The sequence below is a fragment of the Rhodococcus sp. 05-2254-5 genome, assembly GCF_002258575.1.
GTDB lineage: Bacteria > Actinomycetota > Actinomycetes > Mycobacteriales > Mycobacteriaceae > Rhodococcoides > Rhodococcoides fascians.
Genome location: NZ_NOZG01000002.1, coordinates 523,386 through 546,944, shown reverse-complemented (window position 1 = coordinate 546,944; position 23,559 = coordinate 523,386). Strand labels below are relative to the sequence as shown.

Below are 23,559 nucleotides of genomic sequence, written 5' to 3'. Positions count from 1 at the left end.
AGAGACCTCGGAGGTCTGTTCCCGGTAGCTTCTACAGGCATGGTCGCTCACACGTCAGCCGGTGCGCACACCGTCGTTCATGCCCCGAAACACGAAACGTTCGACCTGGTCGCGAAGACCAACGTCGACCCCAAAGGGTTCGTTCGCGTGGTCGACGAATACCGCGTCGAGCCGTGGGGGCTGTACATGGCCCGGCCATCCGACCATGCCCACTTCGACTACCTGGAGTCCTGGCTACTGCCTGCTCTCGGGCTCCGGGCCTCGGTGTTCCATTATCTGCCCGCGCACGCCAGAGACCAGGACTACTACGTCGACATCGGCGAGTACACGGCCGGGGCCAGCCGATGGACCTCGGTCGATCACTATCTCGACCTCAGTGTTCGCACCGGCCGCGACTACGACCTGCTGGACGTCGACGAGCTGTTCGACGCGCGCGTGGCGCAGCATCTGGACACCCCGACGGCCGAGCGGGCGCTGTCCCGATCGATCGCGGCCATCGAAGGACTGACGCGGCACGATTACGACCTGAACGCCTGGCTCGCGTCGATCGGCATGCCGACGGAATGGAACGGCAAACCGGCCTGAACCGCGCAGCTCTGCCTCAGGCAGTCCAGTTCGTCTCCTCCGCCCACTGCCACGCCCGCCGATACGCCACGTCGAACCACGGTGCCTTCGCGTTTACGTAGGCATCGATCGCCGGTTGATATTCGGCGATTCCGGCGGCGGCTTCTGACGCACGCCGCTTGATAGCGGCGTATTCCGTCGCGACAGCCGCGTCCGCCCGGAGCCAGTCGCGGAACAACAACGCGAACGTCTGGTTCGGCCAACCGTCGACTCGAACATGGACGTTGGCCGGTCGCCCGGGGTCTGCGTTGCCGTGAAAACGCTTGCCCCACACGGCCGGATCGGCCTCACCACCCACTCCGTACGCGGGCTTCGGATCGTCGAAGTCACTGGACTCGACGCCGGGGAACCCGGCGACGCGCAACTGTTCGCCGACCGAATCTGCGTCGGCCAGCGAGCGGACCGTGATCTGGATGTCGAGCACGTCCTTGGCGTCGAGTCCGGGTACCGCCGTCGATCCGACGTGGTCGATCCGAACAGCCTTGTCCCCACACGCGAGAGCAAGGCGCGCGATCATTCGCCGCGCCTGGGATTCCCAGGCCGGGTCTGCAGTCACGAGTTCCGGATGCGTCCGGGCGACAATGCCCTCTCTGAGGTTGCGCTCGAAGGGAATCACGCGCTCGTTCCACAAGTTTCGTACCTGATCGTCGACGCTGCCGGGCGCACCCGTGTTGTCTATCCACACATCTGCCGCAGCTCGGCGCGCATCGTCGGTCGCCTGCGCGGCGATGCGCGCGCGGGCATCGGCCTCGGGCATGTTTCGTTGGCCGGTCAGCCGACGTACTCGTTCCTCGGCGTCGACCCAGACGACGACGACCAGATGGAAGAACGGAGCCATCGAGCCTTCGACGAGAAGTGGAATATCTTGCACCACCACGGCATCCGCAGCCGCACCCTCGATGATCTCGGTAGTGCGCTGTCCGACCAATGGATGCACGATGGCATTGAGCTTCTTTCGCGACTCCTCGTCGCCGAAAGCCTTGGCGGCCAAGGCCGGCCGATCGAGTGACCCGTCGGGCGCCAGTATCTCGGTACCGAAGGCGTCCGTCAGTTGTTGCAGCCCAGGCGTTCCCGGCTCCACCACTTCGCGGGCAAGTACGTCCGAGTCGACGAGCACTCCCCCGAGTTCGGTCAGCACTTTCGCCACGGTCGATTTGCCGGCACCAATTCCGCCGGTCAGTCCCAGTCTCAGCATGCGTCCAGTCTGACACTCGAACACGCCGAAGCCCACCAGCCCCAAATGCACCGGTTTTGCGAGCCTGTCGGTTATCTTCGACGAGCGCGACCTCGATGTGCCGACCCACCGCCAGCGAAAAGGACACCCATGCAAAGCAATCAGATCCAACCGGGTCGGCACCGCCTCGGCATGGATGCAGGCGTTCACTGCATTCTCATTCCAGAAGTTGCCTCGGCGCTGGCCGACCACCGGCGTAACTGGTTCACCAACCTCCTGACCCCTGCCCGCCACAGCTTCGCCACGATGCGTAAGCGCACGGCGAGCGTCGGCCAGTGGAGTCCAGCCACCGCCGCGTAGTTCGCACTCCCCCTCAACCTTGGACCCGGTTCAGCAGAACCGGGTCCATTTCGTTCCTGTTGCACCTGCGTATTCGAACGAGAAAGCCCCGGTTCTCACAGGGAGAACCGGGGCCGAGGTCACACCCTCACGGGTGGACTACTTCTATCAGGCGTTGCCCGACAGCTTCTCGCGAAGTGCAGCGAGCTGCGCATCGCTGGCCAGCGATCCACCGGTCGAGGCGGGAGCCGACGCTGCGGGAGCATCGCCTTCTGCATCGGCGGGAGCCTGACCCGACTCGGAGGAGTAGTTGGTGTTGGCGGCTTCGGCAGCTTCGTCCTTGGCCGTCTTCTCCATCTGAGCGGTGTGCATCTTGTGGCGACGCTCGGCCTCGGCGTAGCGACCTTCCCACTCTTCACGCTGCTTCTCGTAACCTTCGAGCCATTCGTTGGTCTCGGAGTCGAAGCCCTCGGGGAAGATGTAGTTGCCACCCTCGTCGTACGAGTCGGCCATGCCGTACTTGGACGGATCGAACTCTTCTGCGTAGTCCTCGTTGGCCTGCTTGAGGCTCAACGAAATCCGGCGACGCTCGAGATCGATGTCGATGACCTTGACGAGTGCGTCGTCGCCGACACCCACGACCTGGTCCGGAACCTCCACGTGGCGCTCGGCCAACTCGGAGATGTGCACGAGGCCCTCGATGCCCTCTTCGACGCGCACGAACGCACCGAACGGAACGAGCTTGGTGACCTTGCCGGGCACGATCTGGCCGATCGCGTGGGTGCGAGCGAACTGGCGCCACGGATCTTCCTGCGTTGCCTTGAGCGACAGCGACACACGCTCGCGGTCCAGGTCGACGTCGAGAACCTCGACGGTGACCTCGGTGCCGACCTCGACAACCTCGGACGGGTGATCGATGTGCTTCCAGGACAGCTCGGAGACGTGCACCAGGCCGTCGACGCCACCCAGGTCCACGAAGGCACCGAAGTTGACGATGGAGGACACGACGCCCTTGCGGACCTGGCCCTTCTGCAGCTGGTGCAGGAACTCGCTGCGGACCTCGGACTGGGTCTGCTCGAGCCATGCGCGACGCGACAGGACCACGTTGTTGCGGTTCTTGTCGAGCTCGATGATCTTGGCCTCGATCTCCTTGCCGACGTACGGCTGGAGGTCGCGGACGCGACGCATCTCGACGAGCGAGGCGGGGAGGAAGCCACGGAGACCGATGTCGAGGATGAGTCCACCCTTGACGACCTCGATGACGGTGCCCTTGACGGCCTCGTCCTTCTCCTTGAGCTCCTCGATCGTGCCCCAAGCGCGCTCGTACTGAGCTCGCTTCTTGGACAGGATCAGACGGCCTTCCTTGTCCTCCTTGGTGAGGACGAGTGCTTCGATCTCATCTCCCACGGAGACGACCTCGTTGGGGTCGACATCGTGCTTGATGGAGAGCTCGCGGGAAGGGATGACGCCTTCGGTCTTGTAACCGATGTCGAGTAGAACCTCGTCACGATCGACCTTGACGATGGTGCCCTCGACGATGTCACCATCGTTGAAGTACTTGATCGTGGCGTCGATGGCGGCGAGAAAATCCTCTGCGGAGCCGATATCGTTGACGGCTACCTGCGGTGAGGTTGTGGTTGAGGGCATGTGTTGAGTTGCTCCGGACGGGTTGGGTATCGGTTGATGGATGTTCGGTCGGACTTGTGAAACGTGTGCAGCACGAGCATCTTCCGCGGATCCGTTGCCGGCTCCGCACGCGTCGACGCCGGGCGAACCCGACCTGGGCGCAGCATGAACACACTCGCGTTGAACAGGGTACGCGATGCCGCAGTACCAGCACAAACCCGGTTAGAGTCGGCGTGTGACCAATCCTTCCGCACCGCTGTCCACCCCCGGCCGCGGCCGAATCGATTCGGTCGCGAGCGACCGCGCGAGTCGAACCTGGTGGGATTCGGATGCCGACAACTATCACCGTACGCACGGCGCGTTTCTGGGCGCGTCGACCGAATCCGGAGAGTTCGTCTGGTGCCCGGAGGGACTGCACGAGGGCGACGCGCATCTGCTGGGTGACGTCGCGGGCAAGGACATTCTCGAGGTGGGCTGCGGGAGCGCACCCTGCGCCCGCTGGCTCGGGACTCAGGGGGCGCGCGCCATCGGCCTCGACATCTCGATGGGCATGTTGCAGCGCGGCGTCGACGCGATGACCGCGGGCGGGTCGACGGTTCCGCTGGTGCAGGCCAGTGCCGAGTCCCTACCGTTCGCCGACGAGGGGTTCGACATCGTGTGCTCGGCCTTCGGTGCGGTTCCGTTCGTCGCGGACTCCGCCAACGTGATGAAGGAAGTGGCGCGGGTACTGCGGCCGGGCGGCATCTGGGTGTTCGCGGTCAACCATCCGATGCGCTGGGTGTTCCCCGACGATCCCGGGGTGGGCGGCCTGACCGCGACGATTCCGTACTTCGATCGAACCCCGTACGTCGAGTACGACGCCGACGGGACCCCCAACTACGTCGAGCATCACCGCACGATCGGTGATCGCGTGCGCGAGCTGGTCGCCGCAGGTCTCGAGGTTCGCGACATCGTCGAACCGGATTGGCCGGAGTGGCTCGACCGCGAGTGGGGTCAGTGGAGCCCACTGCGCGGCCAGCTGTTTCCCGGCACCGCGATCTTCAGTAGTCGAAAACCGCGGTGAGTCCGTAGTCGATCAGCGCCGGTGCACCCTGGCTTCGACGGTCTCGGTGAAGGCGCTGGTCGACGCCTGACCGCCGAGGTCCGCTGTCGCGACCCCGGATTCGACGGTGTCGTCTACGGCGTGCCGAATCCGGCCGGCTGCGGCGGCGAGCCGTACGTCCCCGTGCCGATCGGCGAGCCACTCGAGCAGCATCGCGGCCGACAGGAACAGTGCCGTCGGGTTGGCGCGATTCCTGCCTGCGATATCCGGGGCGGATCCATGGGAGGCCTGCGCCATGGCCTGGGTACGCGAAGAGTTGATCGACGGTGCCGTGCCGAGTGACCCGGACAGCTCTCCGGTCAGGTCGGAGAGGATGTCCCCGAACATGTTCTCGGCCACGATGACGTCGTAGTCCTCACCGCGTCGAACCAGATGCGCCGCGAGGGCGTCCACGTGCTCTTCGGTGACGTCTACCTGCGGAAACTCCTCGCCGACGGACCGGCAGGCATCGCGAAACAACCCCGTCGTCAACGACAGCACGTTGGTCTTGTGCACGATCGTCACTTTCTTCCGCCGCCGGTCTGCGAGCGAGAAGGCCTCACGAGCGATGCGTTCGCACGCCGAACGGGTGAACACTCCCACCGCGAGCGCTACATCGGGCGTGGGCATGAACTCGCCACTGCCGACGAACATGTTGCGGTCGGCGTAGAAGCCCTCGGTGTTCTCCCGCACCACCACCAGGTCCATCTGCGGCGACATCGCGCGCACTCCAGGAAGTGCCTTGGCCGGACGGATGTTGGCGAACAGATCGAAATGCTTGCGAATTCGTCCGCCCGGAGTCAGCTGAGATCGGAACGGCTCAGGGTACGACGCGCTGTCGTGAGGCCCGAGAATCCACGCCTCGAGCCTGCCGAGCTCGTTCAACGTGTGCTCGGGCATCGGCGTTCCGTGCTCGTCGAGAGCACCCAACCCCAGCGGCAAGTGCTGCCAGTCGACGACGGGACCGTGCACTGCGGCCAGAGCTGCGTCCACCACCCGGATCGTCGCAGGGACGATCTCGTGACCGATACCGTCGCCGGTCATGGCCCCAATTCGTAAAGTCGGTGCATCTCGTCCGTCCGTCTGCGCCATCATGACTACATGGTGCAGTCCGCCGAACTCCTCCTCGACTCGGGGCTCGATACTGCGGTTCGCCGCGAGTGGGCGGCACTCTCCGATGCCGGCCTGCCGAGCCAGAACCGTCATCGGGGCGAGTCGAATCGCCCGCACATCACCGTCTCGGTGGCGTCGTCCATGCCCGCGTCCGTCGATTCCGGTACGGCCGTGCGTTTCGACCCGTTCGATGTTCGTCTCGGCGGCCTCGTCGTATTCGGTGGCCGGACCGCCACCCTGGCCCGTCTGGTCGTGCCGAGCGTCGAACTGCTCGACCTGCATGCTCGGATGCATGCCGCCGTAGGCCCGGGCTCGTTCGACAACGTCGCCATCGGGCATTGGACGCCGCACGTGACGCTGGCCCGGCGGTTGACACCCGACGAAGCCGGTGCCGCGACGCGCCTGCTGTGCCCGCACCTGGACGACCTGATCGGCTCTGCCGTTGCCTTGCGTCGGTGGGACGGCGACAACAAGTGCGAATGGCGCATCGGCTGACCGCCGGGCCTGTCAGAACCGGAAGTCTCCGAACTGGGTCACCTCCGCGTGTGTATCCGGCGTGCGGCCGACAGCGACCCACGCATCGAGGGCGAGAAACATCAACACAACCACCAGTACAATTGTCATGCCACCAGCGTCCTACCTGCGCCGACCCAACACGAGTGGCAGTAACGACATGTATCGTCGATTTTCTGCCATACTGCTGTCATGCTGAAGAAGGTGGTCGCAGTACTGCTGCCGTTGACCGAGCAGTTCGAGCTCGGCGTGGCCTGCGAGGTGTTCGGATTCGACCGCTCCGACGAGGGACTGCCCACCTACGACTTCTCGTTGATCGCCGGGGTCCCCGACACGATTCGCACCCGGGTGGGTTACACGATCGATGTGCCCCACGATCTCGACCGGCTCGACAGCGCCGATCTGATCATCGTTCCGGCCGGCGGCACCGAATCGGCCGACGACGGAAGCTACGTGTGCGGCAGTAAGTACAGCCCCTCGATCGAGCCACTACTCGACAAACTCCGTGCGGCGGTGGACCGAGGCGCGCTGGTCGCCAGCCTGTGCAACGGCGCGTTCGTACTCGGCGCGGCGGGCCTGCTCGACGGCAGGCGGTGTACGACCCATTGGCGACACTCGGCCTCCCTGGCCGCGAAATACCCGTTGGCCCAGGTCGATCCGAACGTTCTCTACGTGGACGACGGGAATGTACTGACCAGTGCGGGCACGGCGGCCGGTATCGACCTGTGCCTGCACATCGTCCGCAAATACCAAGGCAGTGTCGTGGCCAACGGAATCGCGCGCAGAATGGTCGTTCCGCCACACCGTGACGGCGGCCAGGCGCAGTTCGTCACCAGTCCACTACCGGCGATTCGAACCGAAACGTTGGCACCGTTGCTCGATTGGATGACCGAGAACCTCGATTCGGAACTCACGATCGGCCGACTGGCGGCGCGGGTGAACATGTCGGCTCGCACATTCGCCCGGAAGTTCGCCGCCGAGACCGGCACGACGCCCGCGCGGTGGCTCAACGACCAACGCGTACTGGCTGCGCAGCAGCTCCTCGAAAACTCCGACCTGCCCATGGATTCGATAGCCGAAGTCGTCGGTTTCGGCAATGCCGCAGCCCTGCGCCAGCATTTCGTCAGACTTCGCTGCACGACGCCCAACTCGTACCGCCGAACATTCCGGGCCGCGCCGCAACCCGTGTGACGGACCACGGAGAGGAGTGGGTCCGGGAAGATTCCGGAGAACCTCTGCGTTGAGACGAACAAGAAGCGCAATCAATCGAAAGGGTACGCGTGGCCACTCAGACTTTGACTCAGCAGAATTTCGACGAGATCGTCACCAGCAACGACGTGGTATTGGTCGACTTCTGGGCCTCTTGGTGCGGTCCGTGCCGCCAGTTCGCGCCGACGTTCGAGAAGTCTTCCGACGCGCACCCGGACATCGTGCACGCCAAGGTCGACACCGAAGCCGAACAGGGCTTGGCCGCTGCCGCGCAGATCCAGTCGATCCCGACGATCATGGCCTTCCGCGAGGGCATCCTGGTCTACGCCCAGCCCGGCGCATTGCCCGCTCCGGCGCTCGAAGACCTCGTCGGCCAGATCAAGGCACTCGACATGGACGTCGTCCGTCAGCAGATCGCCGAGCAGGCACCCGCAGCGGAGTAGTTCCCTCACAGCACAAAACGAAGGGCCGCTCACCGAATCCGGTGAGCGGCCCTTCGTCATGCATGAGCCGGCCCCGACTCAGTGAGCTGCGGCATCCCAACTGCGGCCGGTACCGACCGACACCTCGAGGGGCACCGACAATTCGATGGCCGATGACATCTTGTTGCGCACCAACGCCTCGACTTCCTCGCGCTCGGAGTCGACGACCTCGAGTACCAGTTCGTCGTGCACCTGCAACAGCATGCGCGACTTCAAGGTCGACTCCGCCAGAGACTTGTGCACGTCGATCATCGCTACCTTGATGATGTCTGCGGCAGTGCCCTGGATCGGAGCGTTGAGTGCCGCACGCTCGGCGACCTCGCGACGCTGACGATTGTCGCTGTTGAGATCTGGCAGGTAACGACGACGGCCGTACAGCGTCGAGGTGTAGCCCACCTTTCGGGCTTCCTCGACCGCGTTGCGCAGGTAGTCGCGCACGCCGCCGAAGCGAGCAAAGTACGCCTCCATCTGCTGCTTGGCTTCGTCGGTGGAGATCTTCAACTGCGCGGCGAGGCCGAACGCGCTGAGTCCGTAGGCGAGGCCGTACGACATGGCCTTGACTCGACGGCGTAGTTCCGGGGTGACCTCGTCGATCGGTACGCCGAACGCGCGCGAACCGACGAAGCTGTGCAGGTCCTCACCGGTGTTGAACGCTTCGATCAGCCCCTCGTCACCGGATACGTGCGCCATGATGCGCATCTCGATCTGGCTGTAATCGGCGGTGAGCAGAGTGTCGTAGCCGGCACCGACCACAAAGCCGTCGCGGATGTGGCGACCCGCCTCGTTCCGCACCGGGATGTTCTGCAGGTTCGGTTCCGTCGACGACAGTCGTCCGGTGGCCGCGACGGTCTGATTGAACGTGGTGTGAATGCGGCCGTCGTCGGCGACGGACTTGAGCAGGCCGTCCACCGTCACCTTCATTCGTGTGGCATCACGGTGGTCGAGCAGGAATTTGAGGAACGGATGCTCGGTCTTCTCGAACAGCCCCTGAAGTGCGTCGGCGTCGGTGGTGTACCCGGTCTTGGTTTTCTTGGTCTTGGGCATGTCGAGTTCCTCGAACAGCACCACCTGCAGCTGTTTGGGCGATCCGAGATTTATCTGCTTGTCGATCACGCCGTACGCAGAATTCGCGGCCTCGTCGACCTGCGCAGCAAAACCCGATTGCAGCGAGCGCAGGTGATCGCCGTCCACTGCGATGCCCGTGGCTTCGATATCGGCAAGCACTGTCAGCAGCGGCAGTTCCATCTCCGAGAGCAGAGTGGTCGACTCGATTGCTGCGAGTTCCGCGTCGAGAGCGTCGGCGAGATCGATGACCGCCCGCGCCTTGAGAATTTCGCCCTCGGCGAATGCCGCGTCAGCGGTGTCCTCGGCGTCGAGAAGTGACATCTGCCCCTCGCCCGCGTCTTCGACGCGTAGTTCGCGCTTGAGGTAGCGCAGCGACAAGTCGTCGAGGTTGAAAGACCGCTGACCGGGCCGGACGAGATACGCCGCGAGCGCGGTATCGGTCGTCAACCCACCGAGCGTCCATCCCCGACCACGAACCGCGTGCAGTGCCCACTTCGCCTCGTGTAGAGCTTTGGGTCGATCCGCATCGGCGAACCACGCGGCCAATGCGCGTTCGTCGGATTCGTCGAGAGCCGTCGTGGTGACGAAGGCGCCCTCGCCGTCTGCTGCCGCGATGGCCACCGATGTCGCATCGCTGTCGTACGGCCTGCGCGGTCCGAGGATGGATACCCCGCTACGCCGACCGTCGGACGCGTGCTCGTCCAGCCACGCCGCCAACTCCCCTGGCGCGACGATGCCGCCCCGAACGTCGAACCCTTCTTCTGCCTCGGGCTCGACCGAGGCGAGTGTCTCGAACAGTCGATCCCGCAGGATGCGAAACTCCAGATCGTCGAACAGGGCGTGGATCTTCTCGCGATCCCACGGGGCCAGCTCGAGTTGATCGGGCGTGAAGGGCAACGGCACGTCGCGCACCATCTCGGTGAGCTCGCGGTTGAGCACCACACTCGACAGGTTGGCCCGCAATGCGTCGCCCACCTTGCCCTTCACCTTGTCGACATTGTCGACGAGGGCGGTGAGCGACCCGTATTCGATGATCCACTTGGTCGCCGTCTTCTCCCCGACGCCGGGAATGCCGGGAAGGTTGTCGCTCGGATCTCCGCGCAGAGCTGCGAAGTCCGGGTACTGCGACGGCGTCAGACCGTATTTGGTGGCGACCTCGTCCGGGGTGAATCGCGTCAGGTCCGAGACACCCTTGCGGGGATAGAGCACCGTGACGTTGTCGGTGACCAGCTGCAGTGCGTCACGATCGCCGGTGACCACGAGGACGCGATAGCCCAGCGCCTCGGCTTGCGTGACCAGAGTGGCGATGATGTCGTCGGCTTCGAACCCTGCCTCGGCCATCACGGGAATGCCCATGGCACCGAGCACATCCTTGGTGATGTCCACCTGGCCCGCGAACTCGTCCGGCGTCTTGCTGCGGTTCGCCTTGTATTCGGGGAAGCGCTCGGCCCGGAACGTTTGCCGTGACACGTCGAAGGCGGCGGCGATGTGCGTCGGCTTCTCGTCCCGCAACAGGTTGATCAGCATCGAGGTGAACCCGTACACGGCATTGGTGGACTGACCGCTCGTGGTCTTGAAATTGTCCGCCGGCAACGCGAAGAAGGCACGGAAGGCCATCGAGTGACCGTCGATGAGGAGCAGCGTCGGACGCTCTTCGGCTGACTTCGCATCGGTCCGGGCTGCGGGTGCTGCACTTTTGTCGGTTACTGGGCTCACGGTTGACCAGTCTAGGTAGCGGGTCCGACATCACGTAGCCGGATGCGGGCACCGCGCCGCAATCGCCGCGGCACCGATCTCCCGCAGCGCGAAACACAACCGATACTTTCCGGAAATCTCAGTTGCCGATTTTGCGTCGTTTCAACGGATAGAGTCCGACAATTGCAGTAAATCCCCATCCCGTGACTCAACGACAACCGTCCGGAGGACGTGCGTGGCTCCAAATGTTCGATGGACCAGAAAGGTGCAACCACCGAGGTTGCGCGCAAGATCTGCAGTTCGCGTATTCCAGCGAACACTCCTACTCGCCATCCTGAGTTCCATTGCGGCGCTGCTGTTCAGTGCGCCTGCGTTGGCGCAGGAACCTACCCCCACTCCCCCGGCGGCGCCGGGAACCAGTGCCGAACAGGCACCGCCCGCAGACGCCGTCAGCGTCGCGGGATCGCTCAACAACGGTGGAGAACGCCTCGAAGGGGTCGATGTTGCGGCGCTCGACGCGTCGGGCAGCGAAGTGGCCCGCACCACCAGCGAGACCGGCGGACGCTGGACTCTCGAATTGTCGCCTGGCACATACACATTCCAGGTGGTCCAGGAAACGCTCCCCGACGGGGTGAGCGTGCAGGGCGAGGTCGAGCGCGACGTGCAGGCCGGTCGCTCGAACACCGTCATCTTCTCCTTCGGTGAGGCCAGGACCGCGACCAGCACCCCGTTCTACGAGAAGTTCGTGCGCACCACGGTCGACGGCTTCCGCTTCGGTCTGGTCATCGCGCTCGCGGCGGTCGGTCTGAGCTTGATCTTCGGAACGACGGGTTTGACCAACTTCGCACACGGCGAACTCGTGACGCTCGGAGCCGTCGCGGCGTGGTTCTTCAATGTGAGCCTCGGGATACAACTGATCCCGGCCACCGTGCTGGCCATCATTGTCGGAGTCGCGATCGGCTGGCTCAACAACGCCCTGATCTGGCGGCCGTTGCGTAAACGTCGAACCGGCCTGATCGCTCAGCTGGTGGTCACGATCGGACTCGCCATTGCGCTGCGCTACCTCATCCTGATCTTCTTCTCCGACCGCTCGGAGCCATTCGACGACTACCAGGCTCAGACCGAGAACGACTGGGGCCCACTGTCGATCACCAACGTCAACCTCGCCTGCATCGTCATCAGCGTCGTCGTCCTCATCGGCGTCGCACTGATGCTGCAGCGCACCAAGATCGGTAAAGCCATGCGTGCGGTGGCCGACAACCGTGATCTGGCTGCCTCGTCGGGTATCAACGTCGAGCGCGTCGTGACGTTCGTCTGGTGCCTCGGTGGCGGCCTGGCTGCCCTCGGCGGCGTGCTGTTCGGGCTCTCCGAACTCGGCGGCCGCGTGCAATGGGAGATGGGCTTCAAACTCCTACTGCTCATGTTCGCCGGAATCACGCTCGGAGGACTCGGCACGGCCTACGGCGCATTCCTCGGTTGCGTCATCGTGGGTCTGCTCGTGCAGTGGTCGACGTTGGTCATCAATCCCGACCTCAAATACATCGGAGGGTTGCTCGTCTTGATTCTCATCCTCGTCGTCCGTCCTCAGGGCATCCTCGGCTCGCGACAAAGGATCGGGTGACCTGCACATGGATATCATCGGCGCACTTCAGATCTCTCTTGCTCAGCTGGTCGGCCCGTCGGCCATCTTCTACGCACTGCTCGCCATCGGCCTGAACCTGCACTTCGGCTACGCCGGCCTGCTCAACTTCGGCCAGATCGGCTTCGCCCTGCTCGGCGGCTACGGCGTCGGCATCACCACGATCACCTATGAGCAGCCACTGTGGCTCGGCATTCTGGTCGGTCTCGCTGCGGCCGGCCTGCTGGCTCTGGTGCTCGGCATTCCGACCCTGCGATTGCGAGCGGATTATCTCGCCATCGTGACGATTGCCGCATCGGAAATCCTGCGACTGGTATTCCGCTCCACGGCAACCGATTCGGTGACCAAGTCCACCAACGGCATCACCGGATTCGCAGCTCCGTTCACCAACCTCAGCCCGTTCGAGGGTGGAAAGACGTACAGCTTCATCGGCGTTCGATTCCTGGGTAACGACCTGTGGGCCATGCTCGTCGGCTGGACGTTGGTACTGCTGCTGTGCGGGGTCGTCTACCTGCTGACACACAGCCCGTGGGGTCGCGTTCTCAAGGCGGTTCGTGAAGACGAGGACGCTGCCCGGTCGCTGGGTAAGAACGTGTTCGTCTACAAGATGCAGGCACTCGTTCTCGGCGGCGTGATCGGCGGTATGGGCGGGGTGTTCAACGCACTGCAGACGCAGTCGATCAACCCCGACTTCTATTCGACCGCGCAGACGTTCTTCGCGTTCGGCGCTCTCATTCTCGGCGGTGCCGCAACGGTGTTCGGCCCCGTGATCGGCGCAATGCTGTTCTGGTTCCTGCTGTCCATTCCCGACGCGATTCTGCGGCAACTGATCTCGGGCGACGATCCGGTGCTCAACCTCACCGGTGCCCAGGTCGGTGCCACCCGATTCGTACTCCTGGGAATTCTGATCGCCGTGCTGATGGTGTTCAGACCCCAGGGCATTCTCGGCAACAAGCGAGAGGTTCAACTCAATGCCTGACCCGAGCACCGGTGCCGCCGCAGATGCGACACCGAGCAAGAAAGCCAGCACACTCGAAGCACGTGCGGCCAAAGCACTGTCGAGCGATCAGCGTGTCAGTCTGTTCGCCGGCGTCGCCAACGAGCCCGGGGCAGCCAAGCCCGACGCGACATTGGTGGTCGACGGGGTCTCGCGTACCTTCGGCGGCCTCAAGGCCGTCGACGTGGCGCACCTCGAGATCCAGCGCGGATGCATCACCGGTCTGATCGGACCGAACGGCGCGGGTAAGACCACACTGTTCAACCTGCTCACCGGATTCGACCGACCCGACACCGGCACGTGGTCGATGGACGGTCAGGAACTCGGCCGGATGCACCCACATCAGGTGGCACGCAAAGGCGTCGTGCGCACCTTCCAGTTGACGAAGGCACTGTCGAAACTGACTGTGCTGGACAACGTTCGACTGGGCGCGACGGGCCAACGCGGCGAGCGCATGATCAACACGTTCATGCCGTGGACGTGGAAGGCACAGGAGCGTCAGATCACCGAACGCGCCTACGAACTGCTGGGGCGCTTCAAACTCGACGCCAAGGCCGACGATCTGGCCGGCTCGTTGTCCGGTGGCCAGCGCAAACTCCTGGAGATGGCGCGAGCGTTGATGACCGATCCGTCGGTCGTCATGCTCGACGAGCCGATGGCCGGGGTCAATCCCGCTCTGACGCAATCGCTTCTGGGCCACATCAAATCGCTGCGCGACGACGGCATGACAGTGGTGTTCGTCGAACACGACATGGATGTCATCCGCGACATCAGCGACTGGGTGGTGGTGATGGCTCAGGGCAGCATCATCGCCGAGTCCACCCCGGAAGAGCTCTCCAACAACGGTGCCGTCGTCGATGCCTATCTCGGTAGCCATCACGATCAAGCACTCGAATTCGACGCCGACGGCAATCCCGTCGGAGCCACCGCCGAACTGGCCGAGGCATTGAAGCAAGCCGAGGTGGAGGAACTGCAAGCAGGAGGCGATCTTTCGGAACCGGAGTTCGTCAGCCCCGCAGCCACCGACACTGCTGCGGGCGGCTCGCACCGAGCCAAGGAGGACAACTGATGAGCGAACAAACTCTGACGCCGGCCGAGTTCGCGGCTACGCCGGCCGAGCATGCGCGTCTGGCCGAAGGAGCGTTGCTGCGCGCCGACGGTCTGGTTGCCGGGTACATCCCCGGTGTGAACATCCTCAGTGAGTGCAACTTCTTTCTGAACGACGGTGAGATCGTCGGCATAATCGGACCCAACGGTGCAGGTAAGTCGACTCTGCTCAAGACGTTGTTCGGCCTCGTGGCGGTCCGCGAGGGCAGTGTGAAGCTGCGCGGTGACAACATCACCTCCGCCGAGGCGCACGTCCTGGTGACCAAGGGCGTCGGATACGTGCCCCAGACGCAGAACGTGTTCCCATCGCTCACGATCGAGGAAAACCTCGAGATGGGAATCTATCTGCGGCCCAAGAAGTTCGGTGAGCGGTTCGACTTCGTCAGCGAGTTGTTCCCACTGCTCGGCGAACGCAAGAAGGTCAAGGCAGGTGCACTGTCCGGCGGTGAGCGCCAGATGGTGGCGATGGGGCGGGCCCTGATGATGGAACCGTCGGTGCTGCTGCTCGACGAACCGTCGGCAGGCTTGTCGCCGATGTTCCAGGACGAGGTCTTCATCCGCTGCAAGAAGATCAACGCGGCGGGCGTCTCGATCATCATGGTCGAGCAGAATGCCCGCCGCTGCCTGCAGATCTGCGACCGCGGCTATGTTCTCGATCAAGGTCGCAACGCCTACACCGATACCGGGCCGGCGCTGATGAACGATCCCAAGGTGATCGAGCTCTACCTCGGCACTCTCGCGGGAAGCAAAGAAAAGAAGGCCTGACCCTCTCGACAAGAAGCCCCGACTCGACATAGTTCGAGTCGGGGCTTTCTCGTACCTGCGCCATAGGTACCCAACGTGGTGTATTCGAACGACTCCGGGCCCGAGTCCTGATGTCAGGACTCGGGCCCGGAGGCTGTGCAGCAGCTACAGATCACTCACCGACGACGATGTATCCGTCCGTCGTCAGCTTGTTGTCCGGTCCGAAGACCAGGTTGCCGTAGGAACCGGTGGCGGGCTCGCCTGCGTCACTGAAGTTCAGCGCGCCGGTGACTCCGTCGTAGTCGATATCGGTGCCGGCCTTGACGAGTGGGAGGCACTCGGCGAAGGTCGTGCACTTCGTGCCGTCCTTGGTGATGCTGTTGATGTTGGCAGCGATGTCGGTGCCTGCCGTCGACTTCGCCTGCTCGGCTGCCAGCGCCGAGATGACGACCGCGTCGTAGGACTCACCGGCGTAGTTGAAGTCGACCAATGCCGGATCCACGCCCTTGAGTCGGTCCTGGAACGCGGTGCCGACGTCGGTCAGCGGGGTGGTGCCGCGCATCTTGTCGAGCAGGCCGGCAGCGACCGACTCACCGAGTGCGTTGCCCATGTTGCCGTCGACGCCGTAGACCAACGTGCCGTCGGACGGTCCGATGCCGATCTCGTGCATACGGGTGATGATCTTCGCGGACTCCTCGAAGCCGATGATGGCGACGGCATCCGGGTTGAAGTTCTTCACGCCGTCGACCTCGGCGTTGAACGACTGTGCGTTCGGGTCGTAGATCGTGGTCTGGATCTGGTCTGCCGCGATGCCGGCCTCTTCGAGGTTGTCGGCGGTGTTCTTGGCCAGGCCCGTTCCGTAGGGGTCGTTGAGAGCCAGGATGGCCACGCGCTGCGCGCCGTCCTCGGCGATCAGCTGCGAGAGTGCCTGTGCCTGCAGCACATCGGTGGGCGCGGTACGGAAGTACTGGCCCTTGTCCGGGTAGCAGACGAACTGGTCGGAGGTGTTGGCAGGCGAGAACTGCACGACACCCGCGCTGGCGATCTTGTCGATGACCTTGAGCGACACCGAGGACGACGCCGCACCGACGATGACGTTCGAGCCGCCGGCGAGCAGACGGTCGACCGTGGTGTTGGCGGTGTCGGTGGTGGTGTCGCCCGAGTCACCGGGGATGAGCGTGACGGGCTGGTCGAGGACGCCGCCCGCACCGTTGACATCGTTGACGGCCAGCTGGACACCGGCGACCTCGGGTGGTCCGAGGAAGGCCAGGGTGCCGGTCTCGGGAAGGAGGGTTCCTACCACCAGCGGCGACGTGTCGGGAGTGGATCCGGCGGTGGCCTGCTCAGGAGTGCAGTCGGTGGAGACGGTCGTTTCCGCGGCCGACGTGCCGCCGCTGGCACTGGTGGAGTCGGTCGAGCCCGAGTCGTCGCTCGACGAACAGCCGAACAGTGCGAGCGAGGTGACGCTCAGCACTGCAGCCGTGCGGACATAGGTCCGAATTGCCATCTAGGTTCTCCTTGAAATTGCTCGTCGTTGAAGCTCACCTGAGTTACATGTGGCTCACGTGTGAACCAGACGCTAATGCTCGAAACCGGTTCGCAAGGCCTAGAACGACGCTCGTGACCTGACTGTGACCTAACAGGTCGAAGTTTTACGTGGCCGTAGCTTTCCGCGGGCCGATCAGCTCTCTGCCACAGGGTTGTTCGCCGGAGTACCGAGTGTTTCGATCACGACCTCGGCTACCGCCTTCATCGTCGTGCGTCGGTCCATCGCGGCACGCTGAATCCACTTGAACGCCTGCGGTTCCGTCAGCGATTGCGACTCCATCAGGACGCCCTTGGCCTTCTCGATCAACTTGCGGGTCTCGAGTCGATCTTGAAGATCGGCGATCTCCGATTCGAGCGCAGAGATCTCGCCGAACCGGCTCGCGGCCAACTCGACTGCAGGCATCAGATCGGCCTTGGTGAACGGTTTGACCAGATAAGCCATCGCACCCGCATCGCGCGCCTTCTCCACGAGCTCTCGCTGACTGAACGCTGTGAGAATCACCACCGGCGCGATCCGCTTCTCCGCGATCTCGGAGGCGGCGTCGATGCCGTCACGACGCGGCATCTTCACGTCCATGATCACCAGATCCGGTCGAAGTTCGACAGCCAGTTCCACAGCCTGCTGACCGTCCGCGGCCTCACCGACCACGTCGTACCCCTCTTCGCGGAGCATCTCCACCAGGTCGAGACGAATCAGGGATTCGTCTTCCGCGACCACCACCCGCAGCGCAGGCTTGCCAGTACCGTGCGTATCAGGAGCATTCATCTGTACCGGTCTCCTTCGACAGTCGTCGCCCCTCAGGGGCATCGAGCAACTGAAGGGTACCGGTGCACGGGGCCGAAAGCGCATCTTCTACACTCGTCAATCGTTGCTTGAAAGACGCCAGCCCTCGTATCCCAATTGGCAGAGGAAACGGATTCAAAACCCGTCCAGTGTGAGTTCGAGTCTCACCGAGGGCACCACAGCACTATCGACCGGCCGCGACAGCGGTCGGGTCCACTCCCGATCACGCCTACAGTGGGGTGATGTACATACCCAGCAGTCTTCGTTGCCATGACACCAGCGCGGGCAAATTGTGCGCGCAGAAGGTCGACCACCGTTTCGGAGATTCCGCGGACCAGTCCGCTCAGTGGGTCTACTACACCTGCAGCGCCGACTCCGCCCACGAAACCGGTTACGTCGACCGCCTGGTCACCGCCTGAATCATGTTCGTAGAGCGCGCCTTTGTCCACGCCGACGATGTGGGATCGGAGTGGCCCTTCACCGTTCCCGCTGTCGCCGACCTCGCGCGAGAGGGACTCGAGTTTCTCGCACCGGTCACAATTCTGGTGGGCGACAACGGTTCCGGTAAGTCGACGCTCGTAGAGGCAATCGCAGAGCGTTTCGGCATCGACGCCCGCGGGGGTCGGGCAGCGCAGAAGTCTCGTCGACTGGACGAGGTGACGAGCGTCCTCGGCGAGGTGCTCGAACTCGAGACCACGCCACGAGGCGCGCGCATGCTGCGGGGTCCGCGCGAGCAGAAGCGGGGATTCTTCCTGCGCGCCGAGACTGCATTCGAGATGGCCGAGAACCTCGGCGGCATGCCGGGCTTCTGGGACGAGAACACCGCCGAAATGAGCCACGGTGAGGGCTTTCTCACCATGTTCGGTGCGATGTTGGCCGAACCGGGCTTCTATGTGCTGGACGAACCGGAGTCGGCCCTGTCGTTCACCGCGTGCCTGAACCTGGTCGCGCTGATGTCCCACTTGGGCGAGGAGGGGGCGCAGCTCGTCTGTGCCACGCATTCACCGATCCTGGCTTCGACACCCGGTGCGGACATCGTCGAAGTGGGTGAACACGGTCTGCGCCGAAGCACCTGGGACGAACTCGAATTGGTCCAGCACTGGCGGCGATATCTCGACGATCCGAACGTGTATCTCCGTCATCTACTCGACTGAACCGGCACCAACGCCGCGTCCCGACGACGACGCACACTCCCCGGAGAGACTCCCATCGCCCGTTTGAACGCTTTGCCGAATGCTGCCTCCGACAAATAGCCACTGCGCCTGGCCAATTCGGCCAGCACCACGTCCTCGGACCGCAATGTGTCGTACGCGACCTGCATCCGCCACGTCGCCAGGTAACTCATCACCGAATCGCCGACCAATGCGGTGAATCGAGCCGAGAACGCCGAACGTGACATGTGTGCACTCGACGCCAGTGCCGCAACGGTCCACCGCTCGTCGGGATTTCGATGAATGCGAGCCAGCGCGCCTCCGATCCGCTCGTCCTGCAACGCTCCCAGCCAACCGGACTGCGCGCTCGGAGTGTCCACAATCCATGACCGCAACGCCTGAATCACCAGAACGTCGGAAAGCCTGGTGATCACTGCCTCTCCCCCGGGCTCGAGCGATCGTGCCTCGTCGGCCACCATGGCGAGGATGTTCTGCATACGTGCGCGCCGTGGTTCGCTGTCTGCGTCGATCATGATCACCGCCGGTAGCAGCCGAAGAAGCTGCTGCGCCGCAGGATGATCCATCCGGACGGCCCCGCAGACCAACACGGTGTCGGGTTCGCTCGCATCGCACTGGTCGATCACCGCGTACCGGTCGCTGACGTAATCGTGTGGCACCTCGTACACGCTGGTCGCGTCGCCGACAGACTCGATGTCGGCCGCCAATACGTGCCCACGCCCGTGGGGAACCAACGCGAAGTCGCCGGGAACGAGCTCACGCGTCGACTCCCCGGGGACCGACAGCACACACGACCCGTCGACCACGGTGTGGAACCACACAGCGTCGTCCATCGCGGGCAGGGCCAGCCCCCACGAGCCACTCATCTCGGAACGCACGTAGAAGGACCCGGTCATTCGGAGGAAATGCAAAGCCTCACCGAGCGGATCGGGTGACTTCCAGGGGTCGGCTCCACGCACCGGACAATTGTCCCCCACGGCCGGGACGATCGGACATGAATTCGAGCCCTGCGCGCATTGTCCATCCACCCGTGACGCGGAAAGGTCGGAAGCGCACGACGAATCCCCGGGAAGGAAAACCGATGATCGACAAGATCTCCTCGATCGCCACCCTGGTCGCAGCAGTCGGATGCGGCCTCGTCGCGGGCGTCATGCTCGCGTTCTCGGTCAGTGTTCTTCCTGGCCTGGCGTCGTTACCGGTGCCCGACGCGATCGCCGCGATGCAGAGATCGAACGCCGCGATCCTCAACCCACTGTTTCTGACGCTGTTCGTCGGTACGGCGTTGACCTGTTCTCTCGCAACCGTTCTCGCGATCACCACGGAGGGTGGGCGATCGACCTGGGTCGGCGCGGGAGCAGGGCTCTACGTGGTGGGCTGCTTCGTGGTCACGGTGGCGTTCAACGTCCCACTCAACGATGCATTGGCAGCGGTGGATCCGGCGAGTCCGTCGGGAGCCGACATGTGGCAGTCGTTCACGTCGAACTGGACGCGGTGGAACACCGTCCGGATCATCTCGTCGACGGCGGCGTGCGCCGTGCTGATCCTCGGTCAGGGCAGATCCGCGCTGGGCTGATCGGACTCACCGTCCTGGTGACGCCTGCGAATCTCGTCCTCGAAGCGGGCGATGAGATGATCGGTATCGGCAGTGGACACATCTCGCGCGCCTTCGTCCATCGCGGCGTCGCGTCCTCTGCGCAAGGCGGCGAGTTCGGCTTCGAGTTCGTTGTTGTCGAGTACGCGTGGATCCAACATCTCTCCATTGTGGTCCCACCCGAGTACCTGCGCGCGCTGTTTGCTGTAATCGCGACATGAACGTCGTGCACAGCTTCGAACCGATAGTCGACGAGCACGCTCACACGCTGATACTTGGTTCGATGCCCGGTGTCGCATCGCTTGCTGCTCAGCAGTATTACGCTCATCCCCGAAATGCGTTCTGGCCGATCATGGGCGCGCTGTTCGGTGCCGGTCCCGAACTACCGTACGAGGAACGAACAGAGCGACTGGCGCGCAGCGGGATTGCTGTGTGGGACGTACTGAAGCTGTGCACTCGGACCGGAAGCCTGGACTCGGCCATAGTCGAATCATCCATCGTGGTAAACGATGTCGCGAACCTCATCGCAGCTCATCCCGGCATCGACACCGTGCTGTTCAACGGAGCAAAAGCTGCCGACAGCTATCGCAGATACGTCGCGAACGCAGTGCAGCAGGACATCGAGTGCATCCGTCTGCCGTCCACCAGTCCAGCGCACGCCTCACTCACCCTCGAAGCCAAGACTCGACTGTGGTCGGCAGCGCTCAGGCGCGAACGCGTTTCGGGAAGTGGCGAATGAGGCCCTCCTGCACGACGGTTGCGAGCAACTGACCGTCCATCGAGAAGAATCGGCCGGTGGCGAGGCCCCGCGATCCGGCCGCGACCGGCGATTCGGTCGCATACAGAGCCCACTCGTCGAATCGGAACGGTCGGTGAAACCAGATTGAGTGGTTGACCGTCGCCGCCACGATGCGGTCGAGCCCCCAGGACAGTCCATGGGTGGTGATGATCGAATCGAGCACCGTGGTGTCCGACGCGTAGCCCATGGTCGCGGCGTGAAAGATCGACTCGTCCGGCAGATCGCCGTCCGCTTTCATCCACACTCGATTGTGGTTGAGCTTCTCACCGGTGCCGTGCATGATCCACGCCGGATCGTTCGCGTACCGCATGTCGATCGGTTTGAGTGCATCGACGAACATCTGCAGTCGGTCCTCGAACCCCACGAAGTGGTCGCCGAGAGGCGGCAGAGCATCGGGATACGGAACCTCGGGCACCTCGACGCTGTGCTCGAGGCCCTTACCGAAATCCTGGAAAGCAGCGAGCATGACGAACAGCTCGTTACCGTCCTGCAGCGCAGTGACCTGCCGGTTGGCGAACGCCCGGCCGTCGCGCTGACGACTCACCCGGTATTCGATGGGCTTCTTGACGTCACCACCGCGGATGAAGTGCGCATTGATCGCATGAACGTCCCGGGACGTTCCGGATACGGTCCGGCCGGCGGCGATGAGCGCCTGAGCGACGAGCTGCCCACCGAACGTCCGGCTCCCCACCTGCTCCGGATGCTGTCCGATGAACACATCCTCCTCGGTCTCCTCGAGGGCGAGGAGACCGAGAAGGGTTTCGAGATCGGTTCCGCGTACTGCTGTACTGCTCGGCGCGCTCTCGCTGACGCCGGTTCCCCCCGCTTCGACCACTTACCGGTCCTCTTCTCCGATTCGGTGCACATGGATCAAGTTGGTCGAGCCTACTGTGCCGGGAGGGGCACCGGCGACGATCACGACCTGATCGCCTCGGTTGTAACGACCGAGTTCGAGCAACGCCTTGTCGACCTCTTTGACCATCGCGTCCGTCGAGCCCACATCGGGAACCAGGAACGTCTCGGTGCCCCAGCTCAGGGACAGCTGACTGCGGACCTCGGAGATCGAGGTGAATGCGAGCAACGGCAGTTTGGTGTGGAGGCGAGCCAACCGTCGCACGGTGTCGCCCGACTGGGTGAAGGCCACGAGGGCCTTCGCGTCCAGACGCTCGCCGATATCGCGGGCGGCGTAGGAAATGACACCGCGCTTGGTGCGAGGAACGTGAGTCAGAGGAGGAACGCTGTCGCCTTCGGTTTCCACGGTCTCGACGATCCGAGCCATCGTCCGCACCGTCTCCATGACGTACTTGCCGACCGAGGTCTCGCCGGACAGCATGACCGCGTCGGTACCGTCGAGCACTGCGTTGGCAACGTCGGATGCCTCGGCGCGGGTGGGACGGGAGTTCTCGATCATCGATTCGAGCATCTGGGTCGCAACGATGACGGGCTTGGCGTTGGCGCGGGCGATCTGGATGGCGCGCTTCTGCACCAGGGGCACCTGCTCGAGTGGCAACTCGACACCGAGGTCACCGCGGGCGACCATGATCGCATCGAACGCGAGCACGATGGCTTCGAGGTTGTCGACGGCCTCGGGCTTCTCGAGCTTGGCAATGACCGGAACTCGGCGGCCGACGCGGTCCATGACTGCGTGGACGAGTTCGACATCGGCGGGAGAGCGCACGAAAGAGAGCGCGATGAAATCGCATCCGAGCGCGAGGGCGAACTCGAGGTCCGCAATGTCCTTCTCGCTCATGGCAGGAACGGAGACGTCCATGCCCGGGAGGGAGACGCCCTTGTTGTTACTGACCGGACCACCCTCGGTGACCCGACACAGCACGTCGTTGCCTTCGACGCCGGTGACGACGAGGCCGACCTTGCCGTCGTCGACGAGCAGGCGGTCGCCTTCCTTGGCGTCCTGAGCCAGCTCCTTGTACGTGGTCGACACACGATCGTGGGTGCCCTCGCACTCCTCGACGGTGATGCGGATGAGTTCACCGGCGGCCCAGGTGGTGGAGCCCTCGGCGAATCGGCCGAGTCGAATCTTCGGTCCCTGCAGGTCGGCCAGGATGCCCACGGCTTTGCCGGTGGCGTCCGATGCGGCGCGAACTCTCTCGTAGTTGGCCTGGTGATCGGGGTGATCGCCATGGCTGAAGTTCAGTCGTGCGACATCCATTCCACTCTCGACGAGTTCGCGGATGCGCTCTGTGGTTGCGGTTGCGGGTCCAAGGGTGCAGACAATCTTCGTACGTCGGCTCACGGTTGC

At 63.8% G+C, this 23,559-nt stretch carries 24 protein-coding genes and 1 tRNA gene; 15 read left to right on the top strand and 10 right to left on the bottom strand.

The features are described 5' to 3' along the window. Positions 1–39: 39 nt before the first annotated feature. On the top strand, positions 40–585 hold the full coding sequence (locus tag CH278_RS03680; RefSeq protein WP_094621181.1) for a DUF402 domain-containing protein: 546 nt from the start codon (positions 40–42) through the stop codon (positions 583–585). A gap of 16 nt (positions 586–601) precedes the next feature. On the opposite strand, the gene coaE is transcribed toward CH278_RS03680, so the two are convergent. Continuing rightward, positions 602–1,819 (bottom strand): dephospho-CoA kinase, encoded by a 1,218-nt coding sequence (gene coaE, locus CH278_RS03675; protein WP_032370432.1) that lies wholly within the window; start codon positions 1,817–1,819, stop codon positions 602–604. A 129-nt stretch (positions 1,820–1,948) separates the two neighbouring features. On the opposite strand from coaE, the gene CH278_RS03670 reads away from it, so the two are divergent. Then, positions 1,949–2,158: a hypothetical protein gene (locus CH278_RS03670; RefSeq protein WP_027497254.1), complete on the top strand. Its 210-nt coding sequence runs from the start codon at positions 1,949–1,951 to the stop codon at positions 2,156–2,158. A gap of 147 nt (positions 2,159–2,305) precedes the next feature. On the opposite strand, the gene rpsA is transcribed toward CH278_RS03670, so the two are convergent. After that, positions 2,306–3,784 (bottom strand): 30S ribosomal protein S1, encoded by a 1,479-nt coding sequence (gene rpsA / locus CH278_RS03665; RefSeq protein ID WP_027497255.1) that lies wholly within the window; start codon positions 3,782–3,784, stop codon positions 2,306–2,308. Positions 3,785–3,998: 214 nt separating this feature from the next. On the opposite strand from rpsA, the gene CH278_RS03660 reads away from it, so the two are divergent. Next, positions 3,999–4,826 carry a class I SAM-dependent methyltransferase gene (locus CH278_RS03660; protein WP_094621180.1) on the top strand — a complete coding sequence of 276 codons (828 nt, stop codon included), beginning with the start codon at positions 3,999–4,001 and terminating at the stop codon, positions 4,824–4,826. Between the two features lie 12 nt (positions 4,827–4,838). Here CH278_RS03660 and CH278_RS03655 read toward each other — a convergent pair whose 3' ends face one another. After that, positions 4,839–5,936: an isocitrate/isopropylmalate dehydrogenase family protein gene (locus tag CH278_RS03655; protein ID WP_094621226.1), complete on the bottom strand. Its 1,098-nt coding sequence runs from the start codon at positions 5,934–5,936 to the stop codon at positions 4,839–4,841. A gap of 9 nt (positions 5,937–5,945) precedes the next feature. Between CH278_RS03655 and CH278_RS03650 the strand changes: the two genes are divergently transcribed. The 3 genes from CH278_RS03650 (at position 5,946) to trxA (ending at position 8,122) form a co-directional block, all read left to right on the top strand. Then, positions 5,946–6,452 carry a 2'-5' RNA ligase family protein gene (locus tag CH278_RS03650; protein ID WP_027497258.1) on the top strand — a complete coding sequence of 169 codons (507 nt, stop codon included), beginning with the start codon at positions 5,946–5,948 and terminating at the stop codon, positions 6,450–6,452. A gap of 210 nt (positions 6,453–6,662) precedes the next feature. Next, entirely contained in the window at positions 6,663–7,661 is a 999-nt protein-coding gene (locus CH278_RS03645) for a helix-turn-helix domain-containing protein (RefSeq protein WP_032365530.1), read from the top strand. A gap of 89 nt (positions 7,662–7,750) precedes the next feature. Continuing rightward, positions 7,751–8,122 (top strand): thioredoxin, encoded by a 372-nt coding sequence (trxA, locus tag CH278_RS03640; RefSeq protein ID WP_027497260.1) that lies wholly within the window; start codon positions 7,751–7,753, stop codon positions 8,120–8,122. A gap of 78 nt (positions 8,123–8,200) precedes the next feature. On the opposite strand, the gene polA is transcribed toward trxA, so the two are convergent. Further along, positions 8,201–10,942, bottom strand: a complete 2,742-nt coding sequence (gene polA, locus CH278_RS03635; protein ID WP_032374320.1) for a DNA polymerase I — start codon at positions 10,940–10,942, stop codon at positions 8,201–8,203. A 259-nt stretch (positions 10,943–11,201) separates the two neighbouring features. Between polA and CH278_RS03630 the strand changes: the two genes are divergently transcribed. Genes CH278_RS03630 through CH278_RS03615 form a run of 4 tightly spaced genes read left to right on the top strand, consistent with a single transcriptional unit; the run spans position 11,202 to position 15,429 of the window. Then, positions 11,202–12,542: a branched-chain amino acid ABC transporter permease gene (locus CH278_RS03630; protein ID WP_051365155.1), complete on the top strand. Its 1,341-nt coding sequence runs from the start codon at positions 11,202–11,204 to the stop codon at positions 12,540–12,542. Between the two features lie 7 nt (positions 12,543–12,549). After that, positions 12,550–13,539 (top strand): branched-chain amino acid ABC transporter permease, encoded by a 990-nt coding sequence (locus CH278_RS03625; RefSeq protein WP_027497263.1) that lies wholly within the window; start codon positions 12,550–12,552, stop codon positions 13,537–13,539. Next, positions 13,532–14,626 (top strand): ABC transporter ATP-binding protein, encoded by a 1,095-nt coding sequence (locus tag CH278_RS03620; protein ID WP_032382850.1) that lies wholly within the window; start codon positions 13,532–13,534, stop codon positions 14,624–14,626. Before CH278_RS03625 ends, CH278_RS03620 begins: the two co-directional genes overlap by 8 nt. Beyond that, positions 14,626–15,429: an ABC transporter ATP-binding protein gene (locus CH278_RS03615; protein ID WP_032368063.1), complete on the top strand. Its 804-nt coding sequence runs from the start codon at positions 14,626–14,628 to the stop codon at positions 15,427–15,429. Before CH278_RS03620 ends, CH278_RS03615 begins: the two co-directional genes overlap by 1 nt. 151 nt (positions 15,430–15,580) lie before the next feature. Here CH278_RS03615 and CH278_RS03610 read toward each other — a convergent pair whose 3' ends face one another. Then, positions 15,581–16,915, bottom strand: coding sequence for an ABC transporter substrate-binding protein (locus CH278_RS03610; protein ID WP_032374321.1), 1,335 nt, complete (start codon positions 16,913–16,915; stop codon positions 15,581–15,583). Positions 16,916–17,089: 174 nt separating this feature from the next. Further along, positions 17,090–17,722, bottom strand: a complete 633-nt coding sequence (locus CH278_RS03605; protein WP_027497267.1) for an ANTAR domain-containing response regulator — start codon at positions 17,720–17,722, stop codon at positions 17,090–17,092. A gap of 120 nt (positions 17,723–17,842) precedes the next feature. Between CH278_RS03605 and CH278_RS03600 the strand changes: the two genes are divergently transcribed. The 3 genes from CH278_RS03600 to CH278_RS03595 all read left to right on the top strand — a co-directional run bounded on the left by CH278_RS03600 (position 17,843) and on the right by CH278_RS03595 (position 18,894). Beyond that, positions 17,843–17,919 (top strand) — tRNA-Leu (locus CH278_RS03600). Positions 17,920–17,982: 63 nt separating this feature from the next. Continuing rightward, positions 17,983–18,159 (top strand): hypothetical protein, encoded by a 177-nt coding sequence (locus tag CH278_RS27355; protein ID WP_165430221.1) that lies wholly within the window; start codon positions 17,983–17,985, stop codon positions 18,157–18,159. Positions 18,160–18,162: 3 nt separating this feature from the next. Continuing rightward, the gene (locus tag CH278_RS03595; protein WP_032400010.1) at positions 18,163–18,894 is read left to right on the top strand and encodes an AAA family ATPase; all 732 of its coding nucleotides are present in this window, start codon (positions 18,163–18,165) and stop codon (positions 18,892–18,894) included. Here the strand turns inward: CH278_RS03595 and CH278_RS03590 are convergent. Beyond that, positions 18,879–19,868 (bottom strand): AraC family transcriptional regulator, encoded by a 990-nt coding sequence (locus CH278_RS03590; protein ID WP_094621179.1) that lies wholly within the window; start codon positions 19,866–19,868, stop codon positions 18,879–18,881. The two genes, CH278_RS03595 and CH278_RS03590, sit on opposite strands and share 16 nt — an antisense overlap. A 122-nt stretch (positions 19,869–19,990) precedes the next feature. On the opposite strand from CH278_RS03590, the gene CH278_RS03585 reads away from it, so the two are divergent. After that, complete coding sequence (locus CH278_RS03585) at positions 19,991–20,482, top strand: anthrone oxygenase family protein (protein ID WP_027497270.1); 492 nt, start codon at positions 19,991–19,993, stop codon at positions 20,480–20,482. Here the strand turns inward: CH278_RS03585 and CH278_RS03580 are convergent. Beyond that, a complete protein-coding gene (locus tag CH278_RS03580; RefSeq protein ID WP_027497271.1) occupies positions 20,458–20,661 on the bottom strand; it encodes a hypothetical protein in 204 nt (67 codons plus the stop codon). The two genes, CH278_RS03585 and CH278_RS03580, sit on opposite strands and share 25 nt — an antisense overlap. 56 nt (positions 20,662–20,717) lie before the next feature. Here CH278_RS03580 and CH278_RS03575 point away from each other — a divergent pair, with 56 nt between their 5' ends. After that, positions 20,718–21,239: a DNA-deoxyinosine glycosylase gene (locus tag CH278_RS03575; protein ID WP_094621178.1), complete on the top strand. Its 522-nt coding sequence runs from the start codon at positions 20,718–20,720 to the stop codon at positions 21,237–21,239. On the opposite strand, the gene CH278_RS03570 is transcribed toward CH278_RS03575, so the two are convergent. Both CH278_RS03570 and pyk read right to left on the bottom strand, forming a co-directional pair. Further along, entirely contained in the window at positions 21,205–22,134 is a 930-nt protein-coding gene (locus tag CH278_RS03570) for an acyl-CoA thioesterase (protein ID WP_032370334.1), read from the bottom strand. The genes CH278_RS03575 and CH278_RS03570 overlap by 35 nt on opposite strands. Beyond that, the gene (gene pyk, locus CH278_RS03565) at positions 22,135–23,553 is read right to left on the bottom strand and encodes a pyruvate kinase (RefSeq protein WP_027497274.1); all 1,419 of its coding nucleotides are present in this window, start codon (positions 23,551–23,553) and stop codon (positions 22,135–22,137) included. Positions 23,554–23,559: the final 6 nt, after the last annotated feature.

Coding starts and splice junctions, on each gene's coding strand:
- CH278_RS03680 (WP_094621181.1), top strand. CDS start 40: ATGGTCGCTCACACGTCAGCCGGTGCGCACACCGTCGTTCATGCCCCG.
- coaE (WP_032370432.1), bottom strand. CDS start 1,819: ATGCTGAGACTGGGACTGACCGGCGGAATTGGTGCCGGCAAATCGACC.
- CH278_RS03670 (WP_027497254.1), top strand. CDS start 1,949: ATGCAAAGCAATCAGATCCAACCGGGTCGGCACCGCCTCGGCATGGAT.
- rpsA (WP_027497255.1), bottom strand. CDS start 3,784: ATGCCCTCAACCACAACCTCACCGCAGGTAGCCGTCAACGATATCGGC.
- CH278_RS03655 (WP_094621226.1), bottom strand. CDS start 5,936: ATGGCGCAGACGGACGGACGAGATGCACCGACTTTACGAATTGGGGCC.
- CH278_RS03650 (WP_027497258.1), top strand. CDS start 5,946: ATGGTGCAGTCCGCCGAACTCCTCCTCGACTCGGGGCTCGATACTGCG.
- CH278_RS03645 (WP_032365530.1), top strand. CDS start 6,663: ATGCTGAAGAAGGTGGTCGCAGTACTGCTGCCGTTGACCGAGCAGTTC.
- CH278_RS03625 (WP_027497263.1), top strand. CDS start 12,550: ATGGATATCATCGGCGCACTTCAGATCTCTCTTGCTCAGCTGGTCGGC.
- CH278_RS03620 (WP_032382850.1), top strand. CDS start 13,532: ATGCCTGACCCGAGCACCGGTGCCGCCGCAGATGCGACACCGAGCAAG.
- CH278_RS03615 (WP_032368063.1), top strand. CDS start 14,626: ATGAGCGAACAAACTCTGACGCCGGCCGAGTTCGCGGCTACGCCGGCC.
- CH278_RS03610 (WP_032374321.1), bottom strand. CDS start 16,915: ATGGCAATTCGGACCTATGTCCGCACGGCTGCAGTGCTGAGCGTCACC.
- CH278_RS03605 (WP_027497267.1), bottom strand. CDS start 17,722: ATGAATGCTCCTGATACGCACGGTACTGGCAAGCCTGCGCTGCGGGTG.
- CH278_RS27355 (WP_165430221.1), top strand. CDS start 17,983: ATGTACATACCCAGCAGTCTTCGTTGCCATGACACCAGCGCGGGCAAA.
- CH278_RS03595 (WP_032400010.1), top strand. CDS start 18,163: ATGTTCGTAGAGCGCGCCTTTGTCCACGCCGACGATGTGGGATCGGAG.
- CH278_RS03585 (WP_027497270.1), top strand. CDS start 19,991: ATGATCGACAAGATCTCCTCGATCGCCACCCTGGTCGCAGCAGTCGGA.
- CH278_RS03580 (WP_027497271.1), bottom strand. CDS start 20,661: ATGTTGGATCCACGCGTACTCGACAACAACGAACTCGAAGCCGAACTC.
- CH278_RS03575 (WP_094621178.1), top strand. CDS start 20,718: ATGAACGTCGTGCACAGCTTCGAACCGATAGTCGACGAGCACGCTCAC.